The 19,098-nt window shown below is 50.9% G+C and carries 17 protein-coding genes; 11 read left to right on the forward strand and 6 right to left on the reverse strand.

What is annotated here, in order from left to right; genetic code table 11:
• The first annotated feature begins 96 nt into the window (after nt 1–96).
• The 4 genes from ACPV3A_RS00325 to ACPV3A_RS00340 all read left to right on the forward strand — a co-directional run bounded on the left by ACPV3A_RS00325 (nt 97) and on the right by ACPV3A_RS00340 (nt 4,902).
• The gene (locus ACPV3A_RS00325) at nt 97–657 is read left to right on the forward strand and encodes a MarR family winged helix-turn-helix transcriptional regulator (RefSeq protein WP_426197847.1); all 561 of its coding nucleotides are present in this window, start codon (nt 97–99) and stop codon (nt 655–657) included.
• Between the two features lie 11 nt (nt 658–668).
• The gene (locus ACPV3A_RS00330) at nt 669–2,396 is read left to right on the forward strand and encodes an ABC transporter ATP-binding protein (protein ID WP_426197848.1); all 1,728 of its coding nucleotides are present in this window, start codon (nt 669–671) and stop codon (nt 2,394–2,396) included.
• Nucleotides 2,393–4,264 carry an ABC transporter ATP-binding protein gene (locus ACPV3A_RS00335; RefSeq protein WP_426197849.1) on the forward strand — a complete coding sequence of 624 codons (1,872 nt, stop codon included), beginning with the start codon at nt 2,393–2,395 and terminating at the stop codon, nt 4,262–4,264. Before ACPV3A_RS00330 ends, ACPV3A_RS00335 begins: the two co-directional genes overlap by 4 nt.
• Nucleotides 4,265–4,449: 185 nt before the next feature.
• Nucleotides 4,450–4,902, forward strand: coding sequence for a hypothetical protein (locus ACPV3A_RS00340; protein WP_426197850.1), 453 nt, complete (start codon nt 4,450–4,452; stop codon nt 4,900–4,902).
• 126 nt (nt 4,903–5,028) lie between these two features.
• On the opposite strand, the gene ACPV3A_RS00345 is transcribed toward ACPV3A_RS00340, so the two are convergent.
• Together ACPV3A_RS00345 and ACPV3A_RS00350 are read right to left on the reverse strand one after the other, a co-directional pair.
• Nucleotides 5,029–5,217, reverse strand: a complete 189-nt coding sequence (locus ACPV3A_RS00345) for a hypothetical protein (protein WP_071218804.1) — start codon at nt 5,215–5,217, stop codon at nt 5,029–5,031.
• A 174-nt stretch (nt 5,218–5,391) separates the two neighbouring features.
• Entirely contained in the window at nt 5,392–6,945 is a 1,554-nt protein-coding gene (locus ACPV3A_RS00350) for an FAD-dependent oxidoreductase (protein WP_426197851.1), read from the reverse strand.
• A gap of 209 nt (nt 6,946–7,154) precedes the next feature.
• Here ACPV3A_RS00350 and ACPV3A_RS00355 point away from each other — a divergent pair, with 209 nt between their 5' ends.
• The 4 genes from ACPV3A_RS00355 to ACPV3A_RS00370 all read left to right on the forward strand — a co-directional run bounded on the left by ACPV3A_RS00355 (nt 7,155) and on the right by ACPV3A_RS00370 (nt 11,755).
• On the forward strand, nt 7,155–8,516 hold the full coding sequence (locus ACPV3A_RS00355; RefSeq protein ID WP_426197852.1) for a spore germination protein: 1,362 nt from the start codon (nt 7,155–7,157) through the stop codon (nt 8,514–8,516).
• Complete coding sequence (locus tag ACPV3A_RS00360) at nt 8,509–9,618, forward strand: GerAB/ArcD/ProY family transporter (RefSeq protein WP_426197853.1); 1,110 nt, start codon at nt 8,509–8,511, stop codon at nt 9,616–9,618. Before ACPV3A_RS00355 ends, ACPV3A_RS00360 begins: the two co-directional genes overlap by 8 nt.
• Nucleotides 9,615–10,724, forward strand: a complete 1,110-nt coding sequence (locus tag ACPV3A_RS00365) for a Ger(x)C family spore germination protein (RefSeq protein WP_220687260.1) — start codon at nt 9,615–9,617, stop codon at nt 10,722–10,724. Before ACPV3A_RS00360 ends, ACPV3A_RS00365 begins: the two co-directional genes overlap by 4 nt.
• 80 nt (nt 10,725–10,804) lie before the next feature.
• On the forward strand, nt 10,805–11,755 hold the full coding sequence (locus ACPV3A_RS00370; protein ID WP_194539993.1) for an aldo/keto reductase family protein: 951 nt from the start codon (nt 10,805–10,807) through the stop codon (nt 11,753–11,755).
• Here ACPV3A_RS00370 and ACPV3A_RS00375 read toward each other — a convergent pair.
• The 4 genes from ACPV3A_RS00375 to ACPV3A_RS00390 form a co-directional block, all read right to left on the reverse strand.
• On the reverse strand, nt 11,752–12,864 hold the full coding sequence (locus ACPV3A_RS00375) for a GGDEF domain-containing protein (protein ID WP_194539992.1): 1,113 nt from the start codon (nt 12,862–12,864) through the stop codon (nt 11,752–11,754). The two genes, ACPV3A_RS00370 and ACPV3A_RS00375, sit on opposite strands and share 4 nt — an antisense overlap.
• Nucleotides 12,865–12,978: 114 nt before the next feature.
• Nucleotides 12,979–14,076 carry a sensor histidine kinase gene (locus ACPV3A_RS00380; protein WP_194539991.1) on the reverse strand — a complete coding sequence of 366 codons (1,098 nt, stop codon included), beginning with the start codon at nt 14,074–14,076 and terminating at the stop codon, nt 12,979–12,981.
• The gene (locus tag ACPV3A_RS00385) at nt 14,069–14,764 is read right to left on the reverse strand and encodes a response regulator transcription factor (protein WP_071218812.1); all 696 of its coding nucleotides are present in this window, start codon (nt 14,762–14,764) and stop codon (nt 14,069–14,071) included. The genes ACPV3A_RS00380 and ACPV3A_RS00385 overlap by 8 nt, the downstream gene beginning before the upstream one ends.
• 114 nt (nt 14,765–14,878) lie before the next feature.
• Nucleotides 14,879–15,892: a D-alanyl-D-alanine carboxypeptidase family protein gene (locus tag ACPV3A_RS00390; RefSeq protein WP_194539990.1), complete on the reverse strand. Its 1,014-nt coding sequence runs from the start codon at nt 15,890–15,892 to the stop codon at nt 14,879–14,881.
• Nucleotides 15,893–16,093: 201 nt separating this feature from the next.
• On the opposite strand from ACPV3A_RS00390, the gene ACPV3A_RS00395 reads away from it, so the two are divergent.
• From ACPV3A_RS00395 to ACPV3A_RS00405, 3 genes are all read left to right on the forward strand, one after another.
• Nucleotides 16,094–16,489 (forward strand): Fur family transcriptional regulator, encoded by a 396-nt coding sequence (locus ACPV3A_RS00395; RefSeq protein WP_071218814.1) that lies wholly within the window; start codon nt 16,094–16,096, stop codon nt 16,487–16,489.
• Nucleotides 16,465–17,283, forward strand: coding sequence for a winged helix family transcriptional regulator (locus ACPV3A_RS00400; protein WP_194539989.1), 819 nt, complete (start codon nt 16,465–16,467; stop codon nt 17,281–17,283). Before ACPV3A_RS00395 ends, ACPV3A_RS00400 begins: the two co-directional genes overlap by 25 nt.
• A 189-nt stretch (nt 17,284–17,472) precedes the next feature.
• Nucleotides 17,473–18,933 (forward strand): catalase, encoded by a 1,461-nt coding sequence (locus ACPV3A_RS00405; RefSeq protein ID WP_426197854.1) that lies wholly within the window; start codon nt 17,473–17,475, stop codon nt 18,931–18,933.
• Nucleotides 18,934–19,098: the final 165 nt, after the last annotated feature.

The following is a 19,098-nucleotide window of genomic DNA, read 5'->3' on the forward strand; positions in this document are numbered from 1 at the left end:
ATTTGACTTCGGCCTTCTTTCGGGTATATAGTTAGGTAACCAAATAAATTGGCAGACTATCTATTTATTGAAGCGGTTGCAGAAAAGAGGTGGACCATGGCAGAGGATAAGCATCCAGATTTACATCATGAGAACAACGGGAAAGAGGAAAAGGAATCGCGAGCAGGGCTGTGCATGAAGGGTGGCAGCCGAGAAGATAGCGTCGCCGGCAGGCTCTTATACAGCATTCGCATGTTCCACAAGCAGGAATGGGACCAGCACTTGATTTCCGGCTATACGCCCGGCGAGATCCGCGTTCTGATGGGACTCAAACATCATATCGAGCCTGATGGTCCTGGCATGAAAGTGTCCGAAATCAGCAGCATGATGAATGTTACGTCACCGACGATCACCCAATTTATTAACGCTCTCGAGAGCAAGGGTCTGGTGGAGCGGGTGATGGATGTGCAGGATCGACGTGCGGTTCGCGTACAGCTTACCGAGGAAGGGCACCGCGTTGTCCAGGAAACCTATCAGAACGTCAAGAACAATTTTAACGAGCTGGTGGATTTTCTAGGCGAAGAGGACAGCGTCAAACTGACGGAGCTGTTAACGAAGGTGTATCATTTTCACGACCAAAAACGCAAAACGAATGAAACGACATCAGACAACGAGTAGGGGTGGGGGATTTGTTAAAACTGTTTCATTACATGAAACCGTACCGGACCGCAGTCATTTTTGTCCTGCTGTTCACATTTTTCCAATGTCTGTCTGATCTGTACCTGCCGACCTTGATGGCAGACATTGTGGATTATGGCATCGTTGAGGGAGATGTGCCTTACATTTGGCGTGTGGGCGGCTTTATGCTCCTGGTAGCAGCAGGGGGCATGGTGTGCTCTATTGCCGCGAGTTATTTGGCATCCAAATCCGCTACGGGATTCGGGAAGATTGTTCGGGGACGCGTCTTTTCCCATGTAGAGAATTTCACGCTGCAGGAATTCGACAAGATTGGTACGGCATCCTTGATTACCCGTACAACGAACGATATTACGCAGGTACAGCAGGTCACGATCATGATCCTTCGCATGATGGCGATAGCACCGATGATGTGTATCGGGGGCATTGTGATGGCCGTGTCGAGAGACCCGGGACTGACGACGGTGCTTCTGATCGTCCTGCCGATTCTGGGACTGGCTATTTTCCTCATCGCGAAAAAAGGGATTCCGCTCTTCAAAGCGATCCAGGTGAAGATTGATACGCTGAGCCGCGTGCTGCGGGAGAATCTGACCGGAATCCGGGTCATCCGTTCCTTCAACCGGATGGACCATGAAACTGTCCGCTTCAACGACGCGAACGAGGACCTGACGGCCACCTCGATCAAAGTCAATAAAATCATGGGGGCGATGATGCCTGTCATGATGCTGGTTATGAACTTTGCCACGCTGGCGATTGTCTGGTTCGGAGCCCACCGCATAGAGGGCGAATATATGAAGGTCGGCGACCTTATGGCATTTCTCCAATACGCGATGATGATCATGTTCTCGCTCATCATGTTATCCGTCATGTTTGTCATGATTCCGCGTGCACAGGCATCGGCGGTTCGGATCAATGAGGTGTTGAACATGATGCCGGAGATCCATGATCCGGAGCAGCCGAGCGATGCCGGCGTGGAGCACGGCTCGATTGAATTTCAGGATGTAACCTTCTATTATCCGGGTGCGGAGGAACCCGCCATTTCGGATATTTCCTTCCATGCCGGGCCGGGTGAAGTCACGGCGATCATCGGCGGAACCGGCTCAGGTAAATCGACGCTGATCAGCTTGATCCCTCGCTTCTATGACGTTTCCTCGGGCCGGATTCTCGTCAATGGAACGGATATCCGGGACATGATGCAGGAGGACCTGCGGGGCCGGATCGGATTCGTGCCGCAGAAGGCGCTGCTCTTCACCGGTACCATTGCGGAGAATATCCGCTACGGTAAAGAAGATGCAACAGACGAGGAGATCCGGCATGCCGCGAAGGTTGCTCAGGCCGCCGATTTCATCTCCTCCATGGAGGGCGGATACGATGCCGAGATTTCGCAAGGCGGCAGCAACGTATCCGGCGGTCAGAAGCAGCGGCTCTCGATTGCAAGGGCGCTGGTTCGACGGCCCGAGATTTATGTGTTTGATGACAGCTTCTCGGCGCTGGATTTCAAGACGGATGCCAATCTTCGGGCAGCGCTCCGCGAGGAAACGACGGAAGCTACCGTTCTGATTGTCGCTCAGCGGGTAAGCACCGTCATGGACGCTGACCGGATTATCGTGCTGGATGAGGGACGCATTGCCGGCATCGGCACGCACGAGGAGCTCATGGCTTCCAGCGATGTGTACCGCGAAATCGTTACCTCGCAGCTGTCAGAGGAGGAGATCGCATGAGTGAGAAGAAACGGGGAGGACATCCCCGGGGACCTGGCGGTCCCTTTGGCGGCCCGCACGGGCCCGGAATGGCGGGGGAGAAAGCCAAGGATTTCAAAGGCACGTTTCGCCGGTTAACGCGATATCTTAAACCGCATACCGGCAAGCTGCTGATCGTTTTGATTGCAGCTATTCTCAGTACGATATTCAGCATCGTGAGCCCGAAAATATTGGGGGATGCGACCACGATCCTGTTCAAGGGCTTCATGGCCAAGATGCAAGGCGTGCCGGGGGCCGGGATCGACTTTGACGCTATTCGGACGATCATGCTCTGGCTTGCAGGCTTATATCTCTTAAGCTCTCTATTTGCATACATCCAGCAATATGTTATGGCTGGTGTGGCCCAGCGGACCGTGTATGATTTGCGTAAGGATGTTTACAACAAACTCGGCCGTTTGCCGCTGAAATATTTTGACGCTCGGACGCATGGGGAAACGCTGAGCCGGGTGACCAACGATATGGACAATATCAGCAGTACGCTGCAGCAGAGTCTGACGCAGATGATTACCTCCGTTGTCACGCTGGTCGGCGTCATCGTCATGATGCTCACGATCAGTCCACTGCTGACGTTGGTGGTTATTCTGACCTTGCCGCTTAGCGTGGTGGTCACCATTGTGGTTGCCAAGCGTTCGCAGAAGCATTTTGTGGCTCAGCAGAAGCATTTGGGTGAGCTGAACGGACATGTGGAAGAAATGTACACGGGTCATAAGGTCGTGAAGGCCTTTGGCCGGGAACGACAATCCATGGAGCAATTTGACGAGGTCAACGACAAGCTCTATGATGCCGGGTGGAGAGCCCAGTTTATATCGGGTACTATCATGCCGCTGATGGGTTTTGTCGGAAATATCGGTTATGTGATCGTCAGTGTCGTCGGCGGCGTGCTCGTTACCCGCAGAGCGATTGAGATCGGGGATATTCAGGCATTCATCCAATATTCACGCCAATTCACGCAGCCGATTACCCAGCTTGCCAATATCGCGAACGTCATTCAATCCACCGTCGCATCGGCAGAGCGCGTATTTGAAGTGCTGGATGAGGAAGAAGAAGTGTCAGAGCATACAGCTCCGGCAGCGCTCAAGAAGCCGCTTGGCGATGTGTCTTTCGAGAACGTGAGTTTCGGCTATAAAGCAGACCAGCTTCTGATCGAGGATATGAATGTGGACGTGAAGCACGGGCAGACGGTCGCCATCGTCGGACCGACCGGTGCCGGGAAAACCACGCTCATTAATCTGCTGATGCGGTTCTATGAGCTGAATAAAGGCAAGATTACGATAGACGGCACGGATATTACCGCTGTTCGGCGCGGCGAACTCCGCAGCCTATTCGGGATGGTGCTGCAGGATACATGGCTCTTTAACGGGACCATCCGGGATAATATCGGATATGGACGCGAAGGCGCCACGGAACAAGAGATCATCCGAGCGGCGGAAGCGGCTCACGCGGATCATTTCATCCGGACGCTGCCGGACGGCTACGATACCGTTCTGAACGAGGAGGCCTCCAACATATCGCAGGGGCAGAAGCAGCTTCTTACGATTGCGCGTGCCATTCTGGCAAATCCATCGATTCTGATCCTCGACGAGGCAACCAGCAGCGTGGATACCCGAACGGAGCTCTATATCCAGAAAGCGATGAATGAGCTGATGAAGGACCGCACCAGCTTTGTCATAGCGCATCGACTGTCCACGATCCGGGATGCGGACCTGATTCTGGTCATGAACAAGGGCAGCATTATCGAGCAGGGAACCCATGAGGAGCTGCTGTCTGAAGGCGGCTTCTATGCGGACCTGTATAACAGTCAATTCAGTGACCAGCATGAAGCTGGATAGCGAGGCAAGTAATGTTATAACTAAGAGACCCACTCCGTAGCGGATGGGTCTTTTTTTTTGGTAGATTTATGATAGGTTTTAGTAGGTTGAGAGTAAGCTGGCAGGCATATTTGTTATTGCATTTTCATATGGTTCTTTTATAATGATGTTTATGTTTATATCTTTAAAGGGAGCCATGATCATTATTGAATAAGTCCGAACTGAACCGAATTACGCAAGAGCTTCTACGTCGGTCGGGCAGCAGTGTCACCGTGGAGATGGAGGCGTATTTTCCAGGGGGCCGGTTAATCGGCGGGAAATATGTCATGAATTCGCACAGCGTGACGATGTATACCGAAGTCATACGCCAGCAGTGTCTGCAGCTGTTTGGCACACTTGAGCTGTTTTCTGCCTATTTTGCGGTGGTATTTGCACATGAGCTGGGCCATTCGATGGACCTGACGCTGACAGAACTCTGCGACAGGATGGATCGAACGGGGGATGAATGGGAGCAGAAGCAGATCGCGCTTCAAATCGAGGAAAATGCTTGGAATAACGCCATGCCATGGCTTCAGGATATGGATCCGGAATTCATACGGATCATCGTGGACTGTTCGCTTGAGGCATACCGCGAGGAACCGGCACCAGAAATCGCTTAGGCCTGCATAGGTAATCCAGGTCCAGGTCATAACATAACACAGGCACCCGTCAGGGTGCCTTTTTGGAATGGTAAGAAACTATTAGCTTCAGTGATTTACTGCCTGGGAGGCATCGTTGAAGGGTCTCTAATATCGTATGTTATACAAGATAAAACCAAAGATGGCAGCCACCACAATGAAGGCACCTGCAGCGGCAAGGGTCATTAAAAAATCACTAAGCAGGCTTTGCTGCCGGATACCGCGCAGCTTCTCCTGCGCTTTTTTCTCCGAGACGTCCTCTTTAATTCGATCCAAATACTCAGGGCCTAGAACCATGGGCTGTCCCTCCCGTAAACGATGTGTAAGCTCATTATACCAGAAATATGTTATTTTTGGTTGGATTTAGGTCATATCCGGTATGTTGTCCCATGTTATAAAAAAAAGAAGTGAAGCTCGCATGGGCTTCACTTCTTTTAGATAAGGCGTCACTAGAGGGATCGCGGCGTCCGCTCAGCTCTCCGGATTCAGCTGCTTCAATGGCTCGATGGCCGGCCCTTCAAGCACCTCGCCATTATAGCGATAGCGTGATCCGTGACATGGGCAATCCCAGGAGCGTTCGCCCTCGTTCCATTCCACTTCACAGCCGAGATGGGTACAGGTCGTATCCACGAGATGGAGATTCCCCTGATCATCCTTGTAAGCTCCGGCGCGCTGACCGTTATGGCGGACGACGGCGCCTTCGCCGGCTTTTAGCTCGGTTATATCGGCGTGGGACATTTCCACCTTGCCGGACACAAAATCCTTCGCAACCAAGGCATTTTGAACGACGAATGTTTTGATGCTCGGATCCGCTTTGAAGCGGGACGGGCTGTACACCTCGGAGTAACGGTTCTCTTTCTCCAGAATTTGATCGCTAATGATCTTCGCGGCTAGCGTGCCGGTCGTCATTCCCCATTTCCGGAAGCCTGTCGCAACAAAGATCCGGTCTTGACTGGACGTGATCGGCCCGATATAAGGCATGTTGTCCAGTGTGATCAGGTCCTGAGTCGACCAGCGATATGGAATGGCAGAAGCGCCCAGCAGCTTTCCTGCAAAAAGCTCCAGATTTTCGTAATGCTGATGGGTACAGATGCTGCGGCCCGTCGGGTGATTCTCGCCTCCGACGATAACCAGCTCCTCACCGTCATAAGAAGCTGATCGCAAGGAACGGGTTGGCTGATCTACGCTTAGATACATCCCTCCCGGATAGGCGGTTTCAGGTTTGACAGCAATGGCGTAGGAGCGCTCCACATGCAGCCGCGTAAAGAACAATCCCTTCTCGTCAACGAACGGAAAATGAGATGCCGACACGGCGTGATTGCACGTGATCCGATGTCCGCCCCGTTTGGTCAACAGCGTGATCGGTCCATCGGTTTCGGCCTTTTCATCCATGGTCGTGTTCTCATAGATCCGCCCCCCGAGTTTCAGAAATTGTTCCGTCAGATGCTTCAAATACTGCAGAGGATGGAACCGATACTGCCCGGGCATCTTGATGGCTCCCCGAATCGGCATAGGCAGAGGAAGGCTGTCCTGCCACTCTCCCGGAATGCCGAGCTTCTCATAAGCTTTGATTTCATCCTCGAGCTTTGTGAGATACTTGTCCTCCTGTTGAGCGTAGATATAGGCATCCTCCAGCTTCAGCCCGAATTTCCCTTCGTCTCCGCCAATAATATCCCTAATGAATTCGATCGCTTCGCGATTTCCTTCGTAGTAGAGCCTTGTCTTCTCCTCTCCAAAATGGTTCATAAATTCATGATAGATCAGCCCATGCTGTGCCGTTACCTTTGCGGTTGTAAAACCTGTTGTTCCGTTCAGAATGCGGCCTGCATCAACGACGACCACATCTTTACCTGCCTTCGCCAGCAGATAGGCTGTGGTGATTCCGGTTATACCGGCTCCGACGATGGCCACATCCGCTTCGATATCCTCGGCCAAGCGTGGGAAGTCGGGCAGCTCGGTAGTCGCTCTCCACAGCGACACCGGGTATTGCGGCAATCCTTGGTACGATGAATTGGATGGGTTCATTCACGATTCCTCCTCAGTTTCTAGGGGTCTTGCCCTTAAACTCAGACTCTGTCTTCATTATTACCACATGGGAATGATTAGAAACGAGCTGATTTCGATTCGCGGCTTTCTTACGTTTTCTGGATGATTGTAAATAATTTGGGACATTTGTGCAGAACCTAAGGAAACAGCGTGAGATTCGGAATTTAGTGAAATGAGGGTGGTATCGGATGACCAGCGAACCATATTTAAAGGCGGAGGATGCCAAGAAGTGTCTGCAAGAACATCTACGTAATATCGGAGATATCGAGCAGCGCGAGCTGAAGAATGAGGGGGAGCACGCGTTATTGATTTATCTTAAGAGCATGTGCGATCCCATCATGGTTAACGAAAATTTGATTAACCGTTTTTATGAGCTGAAATCCTTGGATCTATATGACCAATTCCTCCGGTCCTTTCCCTCAACCGTGGAGCCGAAAGATGAACAGGAGTTGCTCCGGAATATACTCAGGGGCTGCGTTGCCGTATTTCTCCGGGACAGCGTGCTCCTGTTTGACGCCGTATTGGTTAACGCAGGCGCCATTCAGCCTGCCAGTACGGAGAATGTCATTCAGGGTCCCGATGATTCGTTTACGGAAAATATCGAGGTGAACCTGAACCTGATTCGCCACCGTTATCAAACCGCGAATTTAAAGACGGAATTCATGACCGTCGGCAAACTATCGCAGACCCGAATCATCATTATGTACGATGCCTGCAAAGTCGATGATACGGTATTGCAGGAGCTTAAAAAGCGATTGTCCGAGCTCAAAACCGATATTGTGCAATCGGCCTCCGAAATTGAGAGACACACGATGCACCCTAAGTTTCGTTTGTATCCAACACTCATGCTAACCGAACGCCCTGACCGGGCCGTATTGAATATCTCCCAAGGAAAGATTGCAGTATTGATGGATTCAACGGGGTATGCGCTTCTGCTGCCGGCCATATTCAATGATTTCTTCACGGCGATGGATGACAAAATCCAACTTCCCCCGATCGGCTGGTTTCTCAAGGGAATCCGGTATATCGCCTTGTTTGTCACCGTGCTGATGCCAAGCCTTTATGTGGCCTTCACCTCTTATAATCCGGAGATATTGAGGATGCAGGTTACGCTGCTTATTGCGGGAAGCCGGGCTACGGTGCCGTATCCGTCCTTCTTTGAAGTGATTTTCATGCTGCTGGCGATGGAATTTCTGACGGAGGCGAGTGTTCGGCTGCCCAAAGCGATTGGTCAGACCGCTACCACGGTAGGGGGTCTCATTCTGGGAACCGCAGCTACGGAGGCGGGACTGGTTAGTAACATCATGATCATCCTGGTTTCCGCCGTAGCGATAACAAATTTTGTGATCCCGATAACGACGATGAGCTCAGGCATCCGTGTCACGAAGTATTTGTTCATTCTACTGGCCACCTTATTCGGCTTAGTTGGTATCGTTTTGGGGATGGTGGCCATGATTATGTACCTTACGAGCCTCAGGTCCTTCGGTAAACCATACTTGAAGATGTTTGCTGTGGACTGGAACAAGAAAGGAGATCAGCGAAGTGGTTAGAAATAAATATTTTTATTACCTCTTCCTGCTCAATGCAACCATCAACCTGATTAATTATGTCCCCCGCATCTTGATTACGGATCGCTTTGACGGTGCGCTGATGTCGATTCTCGTGTCCATCCCAATCGGCACCTTGCTGTTGATTACTTTCGTGAAGCTGATTCAAAAATTTCCGGGACAAGGGCTGCCGGAGATTTTCCACTCGGTTATGTCCAAGTGGATATCCGGCATTCTGCTTTTTTTATACGGAATCGCGTGGTTTTTCTCCAGCGTAATTACCTTGGTCAGTTTCGTTGATATTACCTCTCGCTACATCAGTCCGGATGTGTCTCCCTATATTGTTCTGGTGGGATTTCTGGTGGTGGTTGGACTAAGTGCGAGGCTGGATTCCGAGTCCATTATTTATGCCCTGGAGATGATTCTGTACATCTGTGTGCCTATCATCGCCTACATGTCATGGCGTATCTTCAGCAATCCCTATTTTAGCTGGGATTCCGTAAGGCAAATCATAACCTATGCATGGAATATGCCCAATTATGAAACGGTGGCGGCGGCAACTTTTATTTTTACGGGCTACGTGAACATGGTGGTATTCAATCGGATATTTCACCGATTCAGAGTACGCCATGTTTGGGCGATTGTGGTGGTCAGTATGCTTACCCTTCTGGTTTCGATCTTTGCACCCATTGGCATATTGGGCGCTGCGGGCGCCGGACAACACGTATATCCTGCCTTCTCGACGGTAGACGCGCTTCGGATTCGTTATTTCATCATTGAACGGATGATTTATGTCTTCTACGTGGTGTATATGTGCCTCTCCCTCGTGAACTCTATCATCCACTGGCATGTGGGTAAGGAACTGATCCTGGGAAGCTTCGGATTAAAGGTCGATAAGGGCAAAGCGATGACAAAAAGGAGGAAAGTCGAATGGTGGGTGATTCTCCTCTTTTCCCTGATTACCTTCGGCACATCGTTTATCGTGAATCAATACTTATTAAATGATATGGCGATTGTCTTTCTGGATGTTCGGTTCGCAGGGGAATTTCTGCTCATTGCCCTGTTATTCTATGCGGTATGGAGGAAAAGGAGGAAGAAGGCATGAAAGACCTGAAACGATGGCTGGTCTGGCTCATGTGCTGCTCTTTTTTGTTTCTGTCGGGATGTGATTTTAGAGATATCGATCTCAGACTTTTTGTTGTGTCCATTGGCATTGATGTCTCGAAGGAAAATCCCGGCATGAACCGATTCAGCTTCAAAATCGCGATTCCTTCGGGAGACCCGAAGACCGGGGATAAGAAGTCATTGCTTATTACGCAGGAAGCGACAAGCATCGCTGAAGCGATCAGGGAGGTTAAATCGAAAGTAGATAAGGAGCTTGACTTCGGACATTGCAAGGGAGTTATGTATGGGGAAGCATATGCCCGGGAAAATATCGGTAAAATTCAAGACTGGACCGTTCGGAGGCGAGACATGCAGCTGCTGATGTATCCAGGAGTTGCTGTTCCTACAGCGGAAGCCGTATTAAAGGCTGAACCCCCAACCGAGCGGATCGCCGGAAATGCGATATTTCTGGCGCTCAGTGAGGATGGGACGGAATCCCCGTTCATTACCAAGACATACTCCTTCGATCTGACCCGCCGAATGATGGAGGAAGGAGAAGATCCGGTTATGCCCGTCGTGGAAACGACCGAAGACCAAGTTCTGAATATCAACAAAGTAGCTTTGATGGATAAGAGCAAGGTGAAGGTGATTCTGAATCAGGAGGAAACCAGGCTGTATAACCTGCTCGATCTCCGGAACTTAAGCACCAATTTCGGGACGAGGGTTGAGGGCCAATTGCTTGAAGTGAACACGGACAGGACCCGTGCTAGATATAAGATCATAACGGATAAAGCAGGGGAAGAAACCATTGACTACAAGATTCGGATAACGGCCATTCTGGAGGAGAAGGAGGATCCCGAACAACTGGATCCGAAGGATCTGCGTAAGATCGAAGAGCAATTTAGCAAGGAAATATCCCAATCGGTAAAAAAACTGCTGGAGAAGATTCAAAAAACAGGCCTGGACCCGCTGGGTTTCGGCCTCCGATATGGAGGCACGCACTGGAACAATCAGACGGAGATGGAGGAATGGCGTGCCATTTACCCCCATGTCAAGTTTAATGTATCGGTCAGGTTAAGGATAAAGTCGACCGGTTATAAACGTTAGACAAGGTACAACTGTCTATCGTACAGGAAGATGTTACAATAAAGAATAAGCATTTATCTTGTATGAAGGAGGTTTCACATATGGAATTTAGAAGATTGGGCGGAAGCGGACTGAAGGTTAGCGATATCAGTCTCGGGAGCTGGCTGACGTACGGGGGATATGTGGAACGGGAGAATGCCGTGAAGTCGATTCAGACCGCGTATGGACTCGGCGTTAATTTTTTTGATACGGCGAATGTGTATGCGCAAGGGGCGGCTGAGGTGGTTGTCGGGGAAACCTTGAGAGCTTTCCCACGAGAATCCTATGTCCTGGCCACAAAGGTATTCGGCAAGATGGGGGACGGACCCAATGATCAGGGACTTTCCCGCAAACATATCAGAGAGCAGTGCGATGCGAGTCTGAAGCGGCTGGGTACCGATTACGTCGACATCTATTACTGCCATCGATATCATGAAGAAACACCGCTAGAGGAAACGCTGCGGGCGCTGGATGACCTTGTCCGCCAAGGCAAGGTGCTTTATATAGGCGTCAGTATGTGGACCGCTGCCCAGATGGAAGCGGCATTGGCCGTTGCGGACCGCTATTTGCTGGATCGCATCGTGGTGAATCAGCCGCTGTACAACATGTTCGAGCGCAAGATCGAGGAGGAGATCATTCCTTTAGGCGAGAAGAAGGGCATTGGACAAGTGGTCTATTCTCCTCTAGCTCAAGGGCTTCTGACTGGCAAGTACGCCTCCAAGCAAGCCGTGCCGGAGAACAGCCGCGCATCGAAGATTGGAGCAGACCGGCTCAAAATGAGTGAAGACCGCATTCAGAAGGTGCAGGCTCTGGATCTCGTTGCAAGCGAGCTGGGTATGACCGTCGGCCAATTGGCCTTGGCCTGGATTCTGCGTCAGAACAACGTAGCCAGTGCGCTGGTGGGCGCCAGCCGTCCGGAACAGGTGGAAGAGAATGTGAAGGCTTCCGGTATGAAGCTGTCTTCGGATACGCTGACTGCCATTGATGAAATACTGAAGGCGGATTCGAATTAAGAAAGAATCAAATCATTGATTTCGGGGGCGGAGCATACGCGGTTGCGCCCGCTGTCCTTGGCTCGGTACAGCTCGCGGTCCGCTTGCTGAAGCAGCTCCTTAGCATTTTTTGACCGAATCGTATCGGGGTGCACAGCAACTCCAATCGACACGGTGATCCGAATCTTAGTTCCGTCTTCCAGGACAAAGATATGGTCCGCTACGGCAGCCCGGATTCGTTCCGCAATAGCGGCCGTCTCGTCGATGGTCGCTTCTGGAACCAGCACTGAGAATTCTTCCCCGCCGTTGCGGGACACTTCGTCAAAAGAACGGGAATGCTCCCTCATCACTTTGCTGAGCTGCTGCAAAACGGCATCTCCGGCCGCATGGCCGTAGGTGTCGTTTATTTTTTTGAAGTGATCAATGTCCACGACAAGAACACCCAGCCGTTCGCTGAAGTGCTGGGCTTCGAGAAAACGTTCCGACAACAGCTGCTCGAACTGGCGCAAATTGTGAAGGCTTGTCAGGTAATCCGTCTCCGCATTTTTCTTCAACTGCAGAAATAGTTGATTGGACGTGTTGATATACTCGGTCAGCATGTAAATGACCACCGTGGCGAGCATGGATATGATGAGGTGCTGCGTAAAGATGGTATACACCTTGTGGTGGTCCGGGATATTCATCCACATAATACATAGGAGCACCAGCATGCTCAATACGCTCATGAGCAGCATTTTGCTTAAACGATTCCAATGGGTACGAGAAAGCGTCCCGCAGATGATCCCGATCAACAGCATGCCGGCTCCCGCAATGGCAGAGGAAGCGGACATGCCGAACAGGATCAGCCGCCCGAGCGCAATCAGCACGCCGGCAATTAGGGACGGAAGCCAGCCCAGGTAGCTGGCGATCACGACAATGGCCAGATGCCGCAAATCCGCAAAAAACCGGGGGTCAATCGGAAAAGAATAATACATCAAGATGATCCCGTAAATGCCAAAGAGGAGTCCGGCGTTGATCTTAACGTTGATGGACGGTGTCACAACGCCTGTTACATATTTTTTAGACAGCAGTCCGGATAAGTATAAGAAAGTCACAAATATACAAAAGTTGGTAAATAGTATATTAGTCATGGGGGATCATTCCTTTCATGTACCTTGCACAAGGTCGGCAAGGCGATGAAGACATTCACCCCCTATTTTATCGGAAAATGGAATTGTATGTCGAATATTAAATGCTTTATTTTGTTAATTTTGAGGAGCCTCTAAAGGCAGGAGAACTTCAAACATCGTTCGTTCCGTATTACTGGTCACCTGAATCGTGCCATGATGGGCATCCACGATGGTTTTGACGATAGCCAAACCAAGGCCGGAGCCGCCGGTTTGATCGGTACGGGATTCATCCGCCCGGTAGAACCGCTCGAACAGATAGGGGATTGCATATGGGGGGATCGGGGGACCGTAATTGATTACCTGTACGACGGCAAACTTCGCATCACTTGATACCTTCAAATCCACCACCCCGGCTTCTCGCCCGTGCCGTACCGCATTGGACAGCAGATTCTCGAAGGTGCGCATCAGCTTATCCCCGTCCGAGGAGATCATGATTTTCTCCGATTCAGGCGTGAAGATGACTTGTACTCCTTCCTGCTGCCCGGTGAGTGAAAAGTCCACGGCCAATTGTGCGAGCAGCTCCACCAAATTAATGTCAACCCGGTTTATCGGGGAGTACCCCATCCGGGTGTATTCAAACAAATCGTTCACGAGTCCGCCCAGGCGCAGCGACTTATCGTACGCGATATCGGTATAATACCGGAGTTCGACTTCATCCTTGTAATGGTCTTCATTGACCAGCCGCAAGTACCCGATGATGGAGGTGAGGGGGGTACGCAGATCATGCGATACGTTGCTGATCAGCTCGTTCTTGGACTGGACCGCCATCCGCTCCTCTGCCAGCGATAGCTTCAGCTGCTTGGCCATTTGATTGATTTGCGTTGCCATCTGGCCCAGTTCGTCATTCGAGCTGACGATAATCTCTTGATCCAATTCGCCCTTTGCCAAACGCTTTGTACCCTCCATTAAGTGATTGATTTGACGAATGGTGCCCTGGCTCAGGAGCAATACCATGCAGATAAACAGCACGATGCCGATGATCGTCGGGATGATGGGAAAACCGAAGAAATCCTCCAGAATACGATCAACTCTGAATAGGGTGTTTACCCAGGGCTCCTTCCAGTATTCCCGGCCGATCAATCGGATGATCTGCTGCGCGAGGAACAGTATGGACAGGGTCAGGGCTCCACCGACAAAAAACAGCGTGATGATTTTCCATTGCAGCTTACGCATGGATTTTGTACCCGACGCCCCATACCGTTTGAATGAGCTTATAACCCAGCTCCTTCTCGAGCTTGTCCCGCAGGTTGCTGATGTGCACCATGACCGTATTATTGGAGACGTAATATTTCTCCTTCCAGACCTGCTGGAAGATATCCTCGGCGCTGAAGATTCTCCCCGGTTGGCGGGCAAGTAAATACAGAATCTCGAATTCTCTTGCCGTCAAAGAGATCGCTTTGCCATTGGCCGTTACCTCATGCGTTGTCCGGTTAATGTCGAGTCCGTCGATCTGGATCCGGTCGCTGTCCTCCCGAAGCAGTTCGGCATTGTACAGGGTGGAGCGCCGCAGCAGTGTTTTGACGCGAGTCGTCAGCTCCAGCGGATTGAACGGTTTGATCATATAGTCATCCGCGCCGGTCATCAGCCCCAGGATTTTATCCATGTCCTCACTCTTGGCGCTCAGCATCAGGATGGGTATGGACGAGGTTTCCCGGATTCTGCGGCAGGTGTCAATCCCGTTCAGCTTTGGCATCATGACATCGAGAATCACGAGATCCACCGTACCACCGTGCGTGGCCATCGCCAGCAGTGCTTCCTCCCCGTCATGGGCTTGGATTACGCGGTAACCCTCATTCTCCAGATAAATGGAGATCAGCCCGGATATTTCTTTATCGTCATCTACGATTAATACGCTTCTCATTGTATATCCTCCAGTAAAACATCCATTGGAAACGATGATTCCATACGAACAGTGTACCCTAAATCAACCGCATAAAGTGCAGATTTGCCTTCAAAATAGCGAGTTTTTGTGCAATTATCGTTTAAAAAGGCCGGCGACGAGATTCGATAAAATGCCTTGACGATCGAATCCGTAATCCATCAGCTTCCGTGTTTCCTTAAACCGCTGATCGGCATCCCCGGTCCCCATCACGACGGATATCAGTCGGTTCCCACCACGCGACGCCGTTCCAGTAAAGCAATAACCGGCAGAGCGGGTATACCCGGTCTTAAATCCGTCATTACCCTCGTAAGAAAATGGCTCGCCAGGAAGCATGAGATTGGTGGTATGCAGGGAAAGCTTCTTCTGCGGTACAGGCAAATCGCGCTGGCTGGTTACCTCGAGCAGATCGGGATGTTTGTTCACCAGCCATCTGGCCAGCATGGCCGAATCCCTGGCCGTCATGACGGTATCCCCTTCGGAGGCCGCTTCGGCAAAAGGAACCAGGTCGGCGGCAGGCAAACCAGATGCATTGGCGAATACGGTCCGATCAGAAAGGCCGATTTCCTTCGCCCGGGCATTCATGCTTTCCACGAAGCGGGCTTCCGACCCGCTGAGATGCTCTGCTATAGCTACAGCAGCATCATTGGCCGAATGAATAATGAGCGCTTCGAACAGCTGCCTCAGCGTATAATGTTCGTCTTCATGCATGCCGATGGCCGAACCGGGCACCTCTGCGGCATATCGGCTAATCGGCACGTTCTCGTCCCAAGCATGCTGCCCGGAACGAACGGCATCCAGCACCAGCAGCTCCGTCATCATTTTGGACATGCTTGCGGGAGGAAGGGGGAGATCGGCATGCATCGCATAAAGCACACGGCCGGTATCTGCATGAATCAGGATGGCCGAGCTCGCTTTGATGGGAGGCGGAATAAATATCTTCGCGATGAACACGACCAACAGAATGACGAGAAACAGCAGAAGGAGCAGACTTAAACGTGCTCGTCCCTTGCGCCGCTTCATTCGTTTGCTTCGAATCGTGCCGGTTTGCTGACGGGATCGTTCGGGGGATGACGGTACTTGATTGGGATACTTGCCTATGGATTCCATGACGGTCGATCGCCTCCTTTGGCGGGTTATACGTTTCATCGTTTATGTATGTTCTAATTCTAACCATACAAGCTAAAGGAATTTTTAATTGAATCTAAAGAAATCTTAAAGATTACCAGCGGCAATTTCGGCAATGGATGTTGACCTTGCGAAGAATAGGATTTATACTTGATCTAAAAATAAATTAAAAGGGTGAATACCTTGAAATCTTTAAATCTGACGACACAACGCCAAGCGGTGTACGATGTCCTTCGGGAATCGCATGATCATCCGACTGCTGCGGACATCATGAACCGGCTGGTGGAGAAAGGATATAATTTGGCGTACGGGACGGTTTATAATTCCCTTCGTTATTTGACGGATAAGCAGTTGATTCGAGAATTGAAGCTGGGCGAGAGCGCGAGTCGGTACGACGCCCGTACGGACGATCATCAACATATTATTTGTGAAGTATGCGGTAAAGTGGACGAGGTCATGACGGAGGTGCCAGAGGATTGGGCTGCTACGGTAGCCGGTGAAACCAATTACGTCATCCATCATGCTCACGTCGTATTCGGGGGGGTGTGTCCAGAATGTCAAACCAAACGGAAGAAATGACGGCACTGGGAACGGTCTATTCGTTTCCTGATTTCCAGTCCGGCAACCTGTATGTTCGTCCGACGACGCCGATGGCGATAGGGGATGCTTGTCCCACAACGCTGCGGGCTGCGTTATTAAGCCGTTCGCCCGGACGGGTGAATGAAATGTTCATTACCTTGACCGAGAACTGCTTCGAGGTGATGATGTTCCGCAAATGGGAACCGCGTCTTCAGTCGGCACTCAATACAGGATTGATTATTGCCGATATGACGGGCTGCCGGAATATGACGGCGTTCAACAAGGAGAAGGAACTCCTGCTGCCTGAGCATTCCTCTATTCCGATTCTGTATCTTGTAGGGGAAGAATTAATGAGCAATGCGGGCTCAAGCCTGTTGAACGAAGAGCTCATGGTATGGCCTGCCCGTTCCAAAGATACGATGATGTATCAGGTGCAGCGAACCATCCGATTGTTCTCACCGGCCGCCGGGTTGTCAGGTGGAGAAGAGGTCATGCGAGGCCTCGTTTATAAAGACTTGTCCATTGATCGGGATAAAATGACGATCCACCGGGGCAGCACTCCGATCCATTTGACCAAGACAGAGTATCATTTGCTGATGCTCCTGCTGGACAGCGAAGGAGCCGTATGCACGCGTGAGGACCTGATGTGCAAAATTTGGGATACGGATTTTATGGGCGGCAGCAACGTAGTCGACGTCCATATCAAAAGCTTGCGTAAAAAGCTGAGCGACAACGCGGGAGCCCCGCGCTATATTGCAACGGTTAGAGGAGTGGGATACCGCCTGGCGGACTAATCCCCCTCCCTTTTTTTTGTTCATTCACCGCACTCTAGAAGGTTCATCCGAACTTCATATTACGATCATAAAAGGGTCATATAACACTCATGCGACAATCATGATCCGATGGATTCTCCAATGATACAATCAATTCATAAATTTAGATTCAGTCTAAAATCAATTATAGAAATGATGGAGGGTTCATATATGGATAGAATGACAACCAATCAAGGGGCTCCGGTCGGAGATAACCAAAACTCCAAAACGGCAGGACGCCGCGGACCGACGCTGCTTGAGGATTATCATCTGATCGAAAAAATCGCCCACTTCGACCGTGAACGGATACCGGAGCGCGTCGTTCATGCCCGCGGGGCAGGTGCACACGGCACATTTGTTGTGGAGAATGACATGAAGCCTTATACGAAAGCGGCATTCCTGCAGGAAATCGGTCAGGAAACTCCTGTGTTCGTTCGCTTCTCCACGGTTATTCATGGAACGGGGTCACCCGAAACGGCACGCGACCCGCGCGGATTTGCCGTGAAGTTCTATACGGAGGAAGGCAACTATGACATTGTAGGGAACCATATCCCTGTCTTCTTTATTCGGGACGCAATCAAATTCCCCGATATGGTGCATTCCTTGAAACCTTCGCCGGAGACCAACATCCAGGAGCCTGGCCGGTACTGGGATTTCATGACGCTGTCCCCGGAATCCACGCATATGATGACCTGGGTGTTCTCCGATCACGGCACACCGGCGAACTATCGCGAGTTGGATGGCTTCAGTGTTCACGCCTTCAAGTGGGTGAATAGCGAAGGCAAAGTGACCTACATTAAATACAAGTGGGAGTCCGCACAGGGCGTGAATACGCTGAATGCAGACGAAGTGGTCGAAGTCCAGGGCAAGGATTTCAATCACGCCACCCGTGATCTTCATGAGCACATTTCAAACGGGAATTTCCCGAAATGGCGCCTGCAGGTGCAGCTGATGTCCCCGGAGGAGATGGATGAATTGTCCTTTGATCCGCTGGACCCTACAAAGACCTGGCCGGAGGATCGCTTCCCGTTCGTAACGGTCGGCACCATGACTTTGAATCGCAATCCGCAGAACTTCTTTGCCGAAGTGGAGCAGGTCGCTTTCTCCCCAAGTGCGTTGGTGCCTGGTATCGAGCCGTCGGAGGATAAATTGCTGCAAGGCCGGTTATTCTCTTATCCGGATACGCAGCGTCATCGGCTGGGTGCGAATTATTTGCAGATTCCGATTAACTGCCCATATGCTCCTGTGCGTAATCATCAACGCGATGGCTTGATGAACGTGAATCAAGATCCGTCACCGGTAAACTATGAGCCGAACAGTTATACAACAGGCCCTGTGGAAGATCCGTCTGTAAGTGAAAGCGAGGCACCGCTCAACGGGCGTGTCGTTCGCCAGCGTATCGAGAAAACGGATGATTTCACACAGGCCGGAGAGTTGTATCGTTCGTTTACCGAGCAGGAGAAGGATCATCTGATCCGTAATCTGGTTGATGACCTGAGTCAGGTCAAATCCGATATTCAGCTCCGTGCCGTATGCAATTTCTACCGTGCGGACGCCGAATACGGTGTAAGACTCGCTGCCGGGCTTGGTGTAGACCTAAGCGCATTCATGCCTTCCAATCAGTCGAAGTAACGTAATCTAAACGTATAAGAGCCAGCCATCTTGGTTTATCGCTGTGCAGGATGGATGGCCTTTATATAAACGGTGATCTAGGATTGCCGACAAGAGGGGTACCCGTTTAACAGGGTATCCCTCTTTTTATGGAATTAATTACCTATACCTACTGCATAATGAATG

The organism is Paenibacillus sp. Dod16 (assembly GCF_049893405.1).
Taxonomy (GTDB): domain Bacteria; phylum Bacillota; class Bacilli; order Paenibacillales; family Paenibacillaceae; genus Paenibacillus_AQ.

Excerpts from the sequence above, each read along its gene's own strand:
- ACPV3A_RS00380 (WP_194539991.1), bottom strand. The coding sequence starts at position 14,076 with ATGCGTAAGCTGCAATGGAAAATCATCACGCTGTTTTTTGTCGGTGGA.
- ACPV3A_RS00335 (WP_426197849.1), top strand. The coding sequence starts at position 2,393 with ATGAGTGAGAAGAAACGGGGAGGACATCCCCGGGGACCTGGCGGTCCC.
- ACPV3A_RS00370 (WP_194539993.1), top strand. The coding sequence starts at position 10,805 with ATGGAATTTAGAAGATTGGGCGGAAGCGGACTGAAGGTTAGCGATATC.
- ACPV3A_RS00390 (WP_194539990.1), bottom strand. The coding sequence starts at position 15,892 with ATGGAATCCATAGGCAAGTATCCCAATCAAGTACCGTCATCCCCCGAA.
- ACPV3A_RS00375 (WP_194539992.1), bottom strand. The coding sequence starts at position 12,864 with ATGACTAATATACTATTTACCAACTTTTGTATATTTGTGACTTTCTTA.
- ACPV3A_RS00325 (WP_426197847.1), top strand. The coding sequence starts at position 97 with ATGGCAGAGGATAAGCATCCAGATTTACATCATGAGAACAACGGGAAA.
- ACPV3A_RS00350 (WP_426197851.1), bottom strand. The coding sequence starts at position 6,945 with ATGAACCCATCCAATTCATCGTACCAAGGATTGCCGCAATACCCGGTG.
- ACPV3A_RS00355 (WP_426197852.1), top strand. The coding sequence starts at position 7,155 with ATGACCAGCGAACCATATTTAAAGGCGGAGGATGCCAAGAAGTGTCTG.
- ACPV3A_RS00385 (WP_071218812.1), bottom strand. The coding sequence starts at position 14,764 with ATGAGAAGCGTATTAATCGTAGATGACGATAAAGAAATATCCGGGCTG.
- ACPV3A_RS00405 (WP_426197854.1), top strand. The coding sequence starts at position 17,473 with ATGGATAGAATGACAACCAATCAAGGGGCTCCGGTCGGAGATAACCAA.
- ACPV3A_RS00345 (WP_071218804.1), bottom strand. The coding sequence starts at position 5,217 with ATGGTTCTAGGCCCTGAGTATTTGGATCGAATTAAAGAGGACGTCTCG.
- ACPV3A_RS00400 (WP_194539989.1), top strand. The coding sequence starts at position 16,465 with ATGTCAAACCAAACGGAAGAAATGACGGCACTGGGAACGGTCTATTCG.
- ACPV3A_RS00365 (WP_220687260.1), top strand. The coding sequence starts at position 9,615 with ATGAAAGACCTGAAACGATGGCTGGTCTGGCTCATGTGCTGCTCTTTT.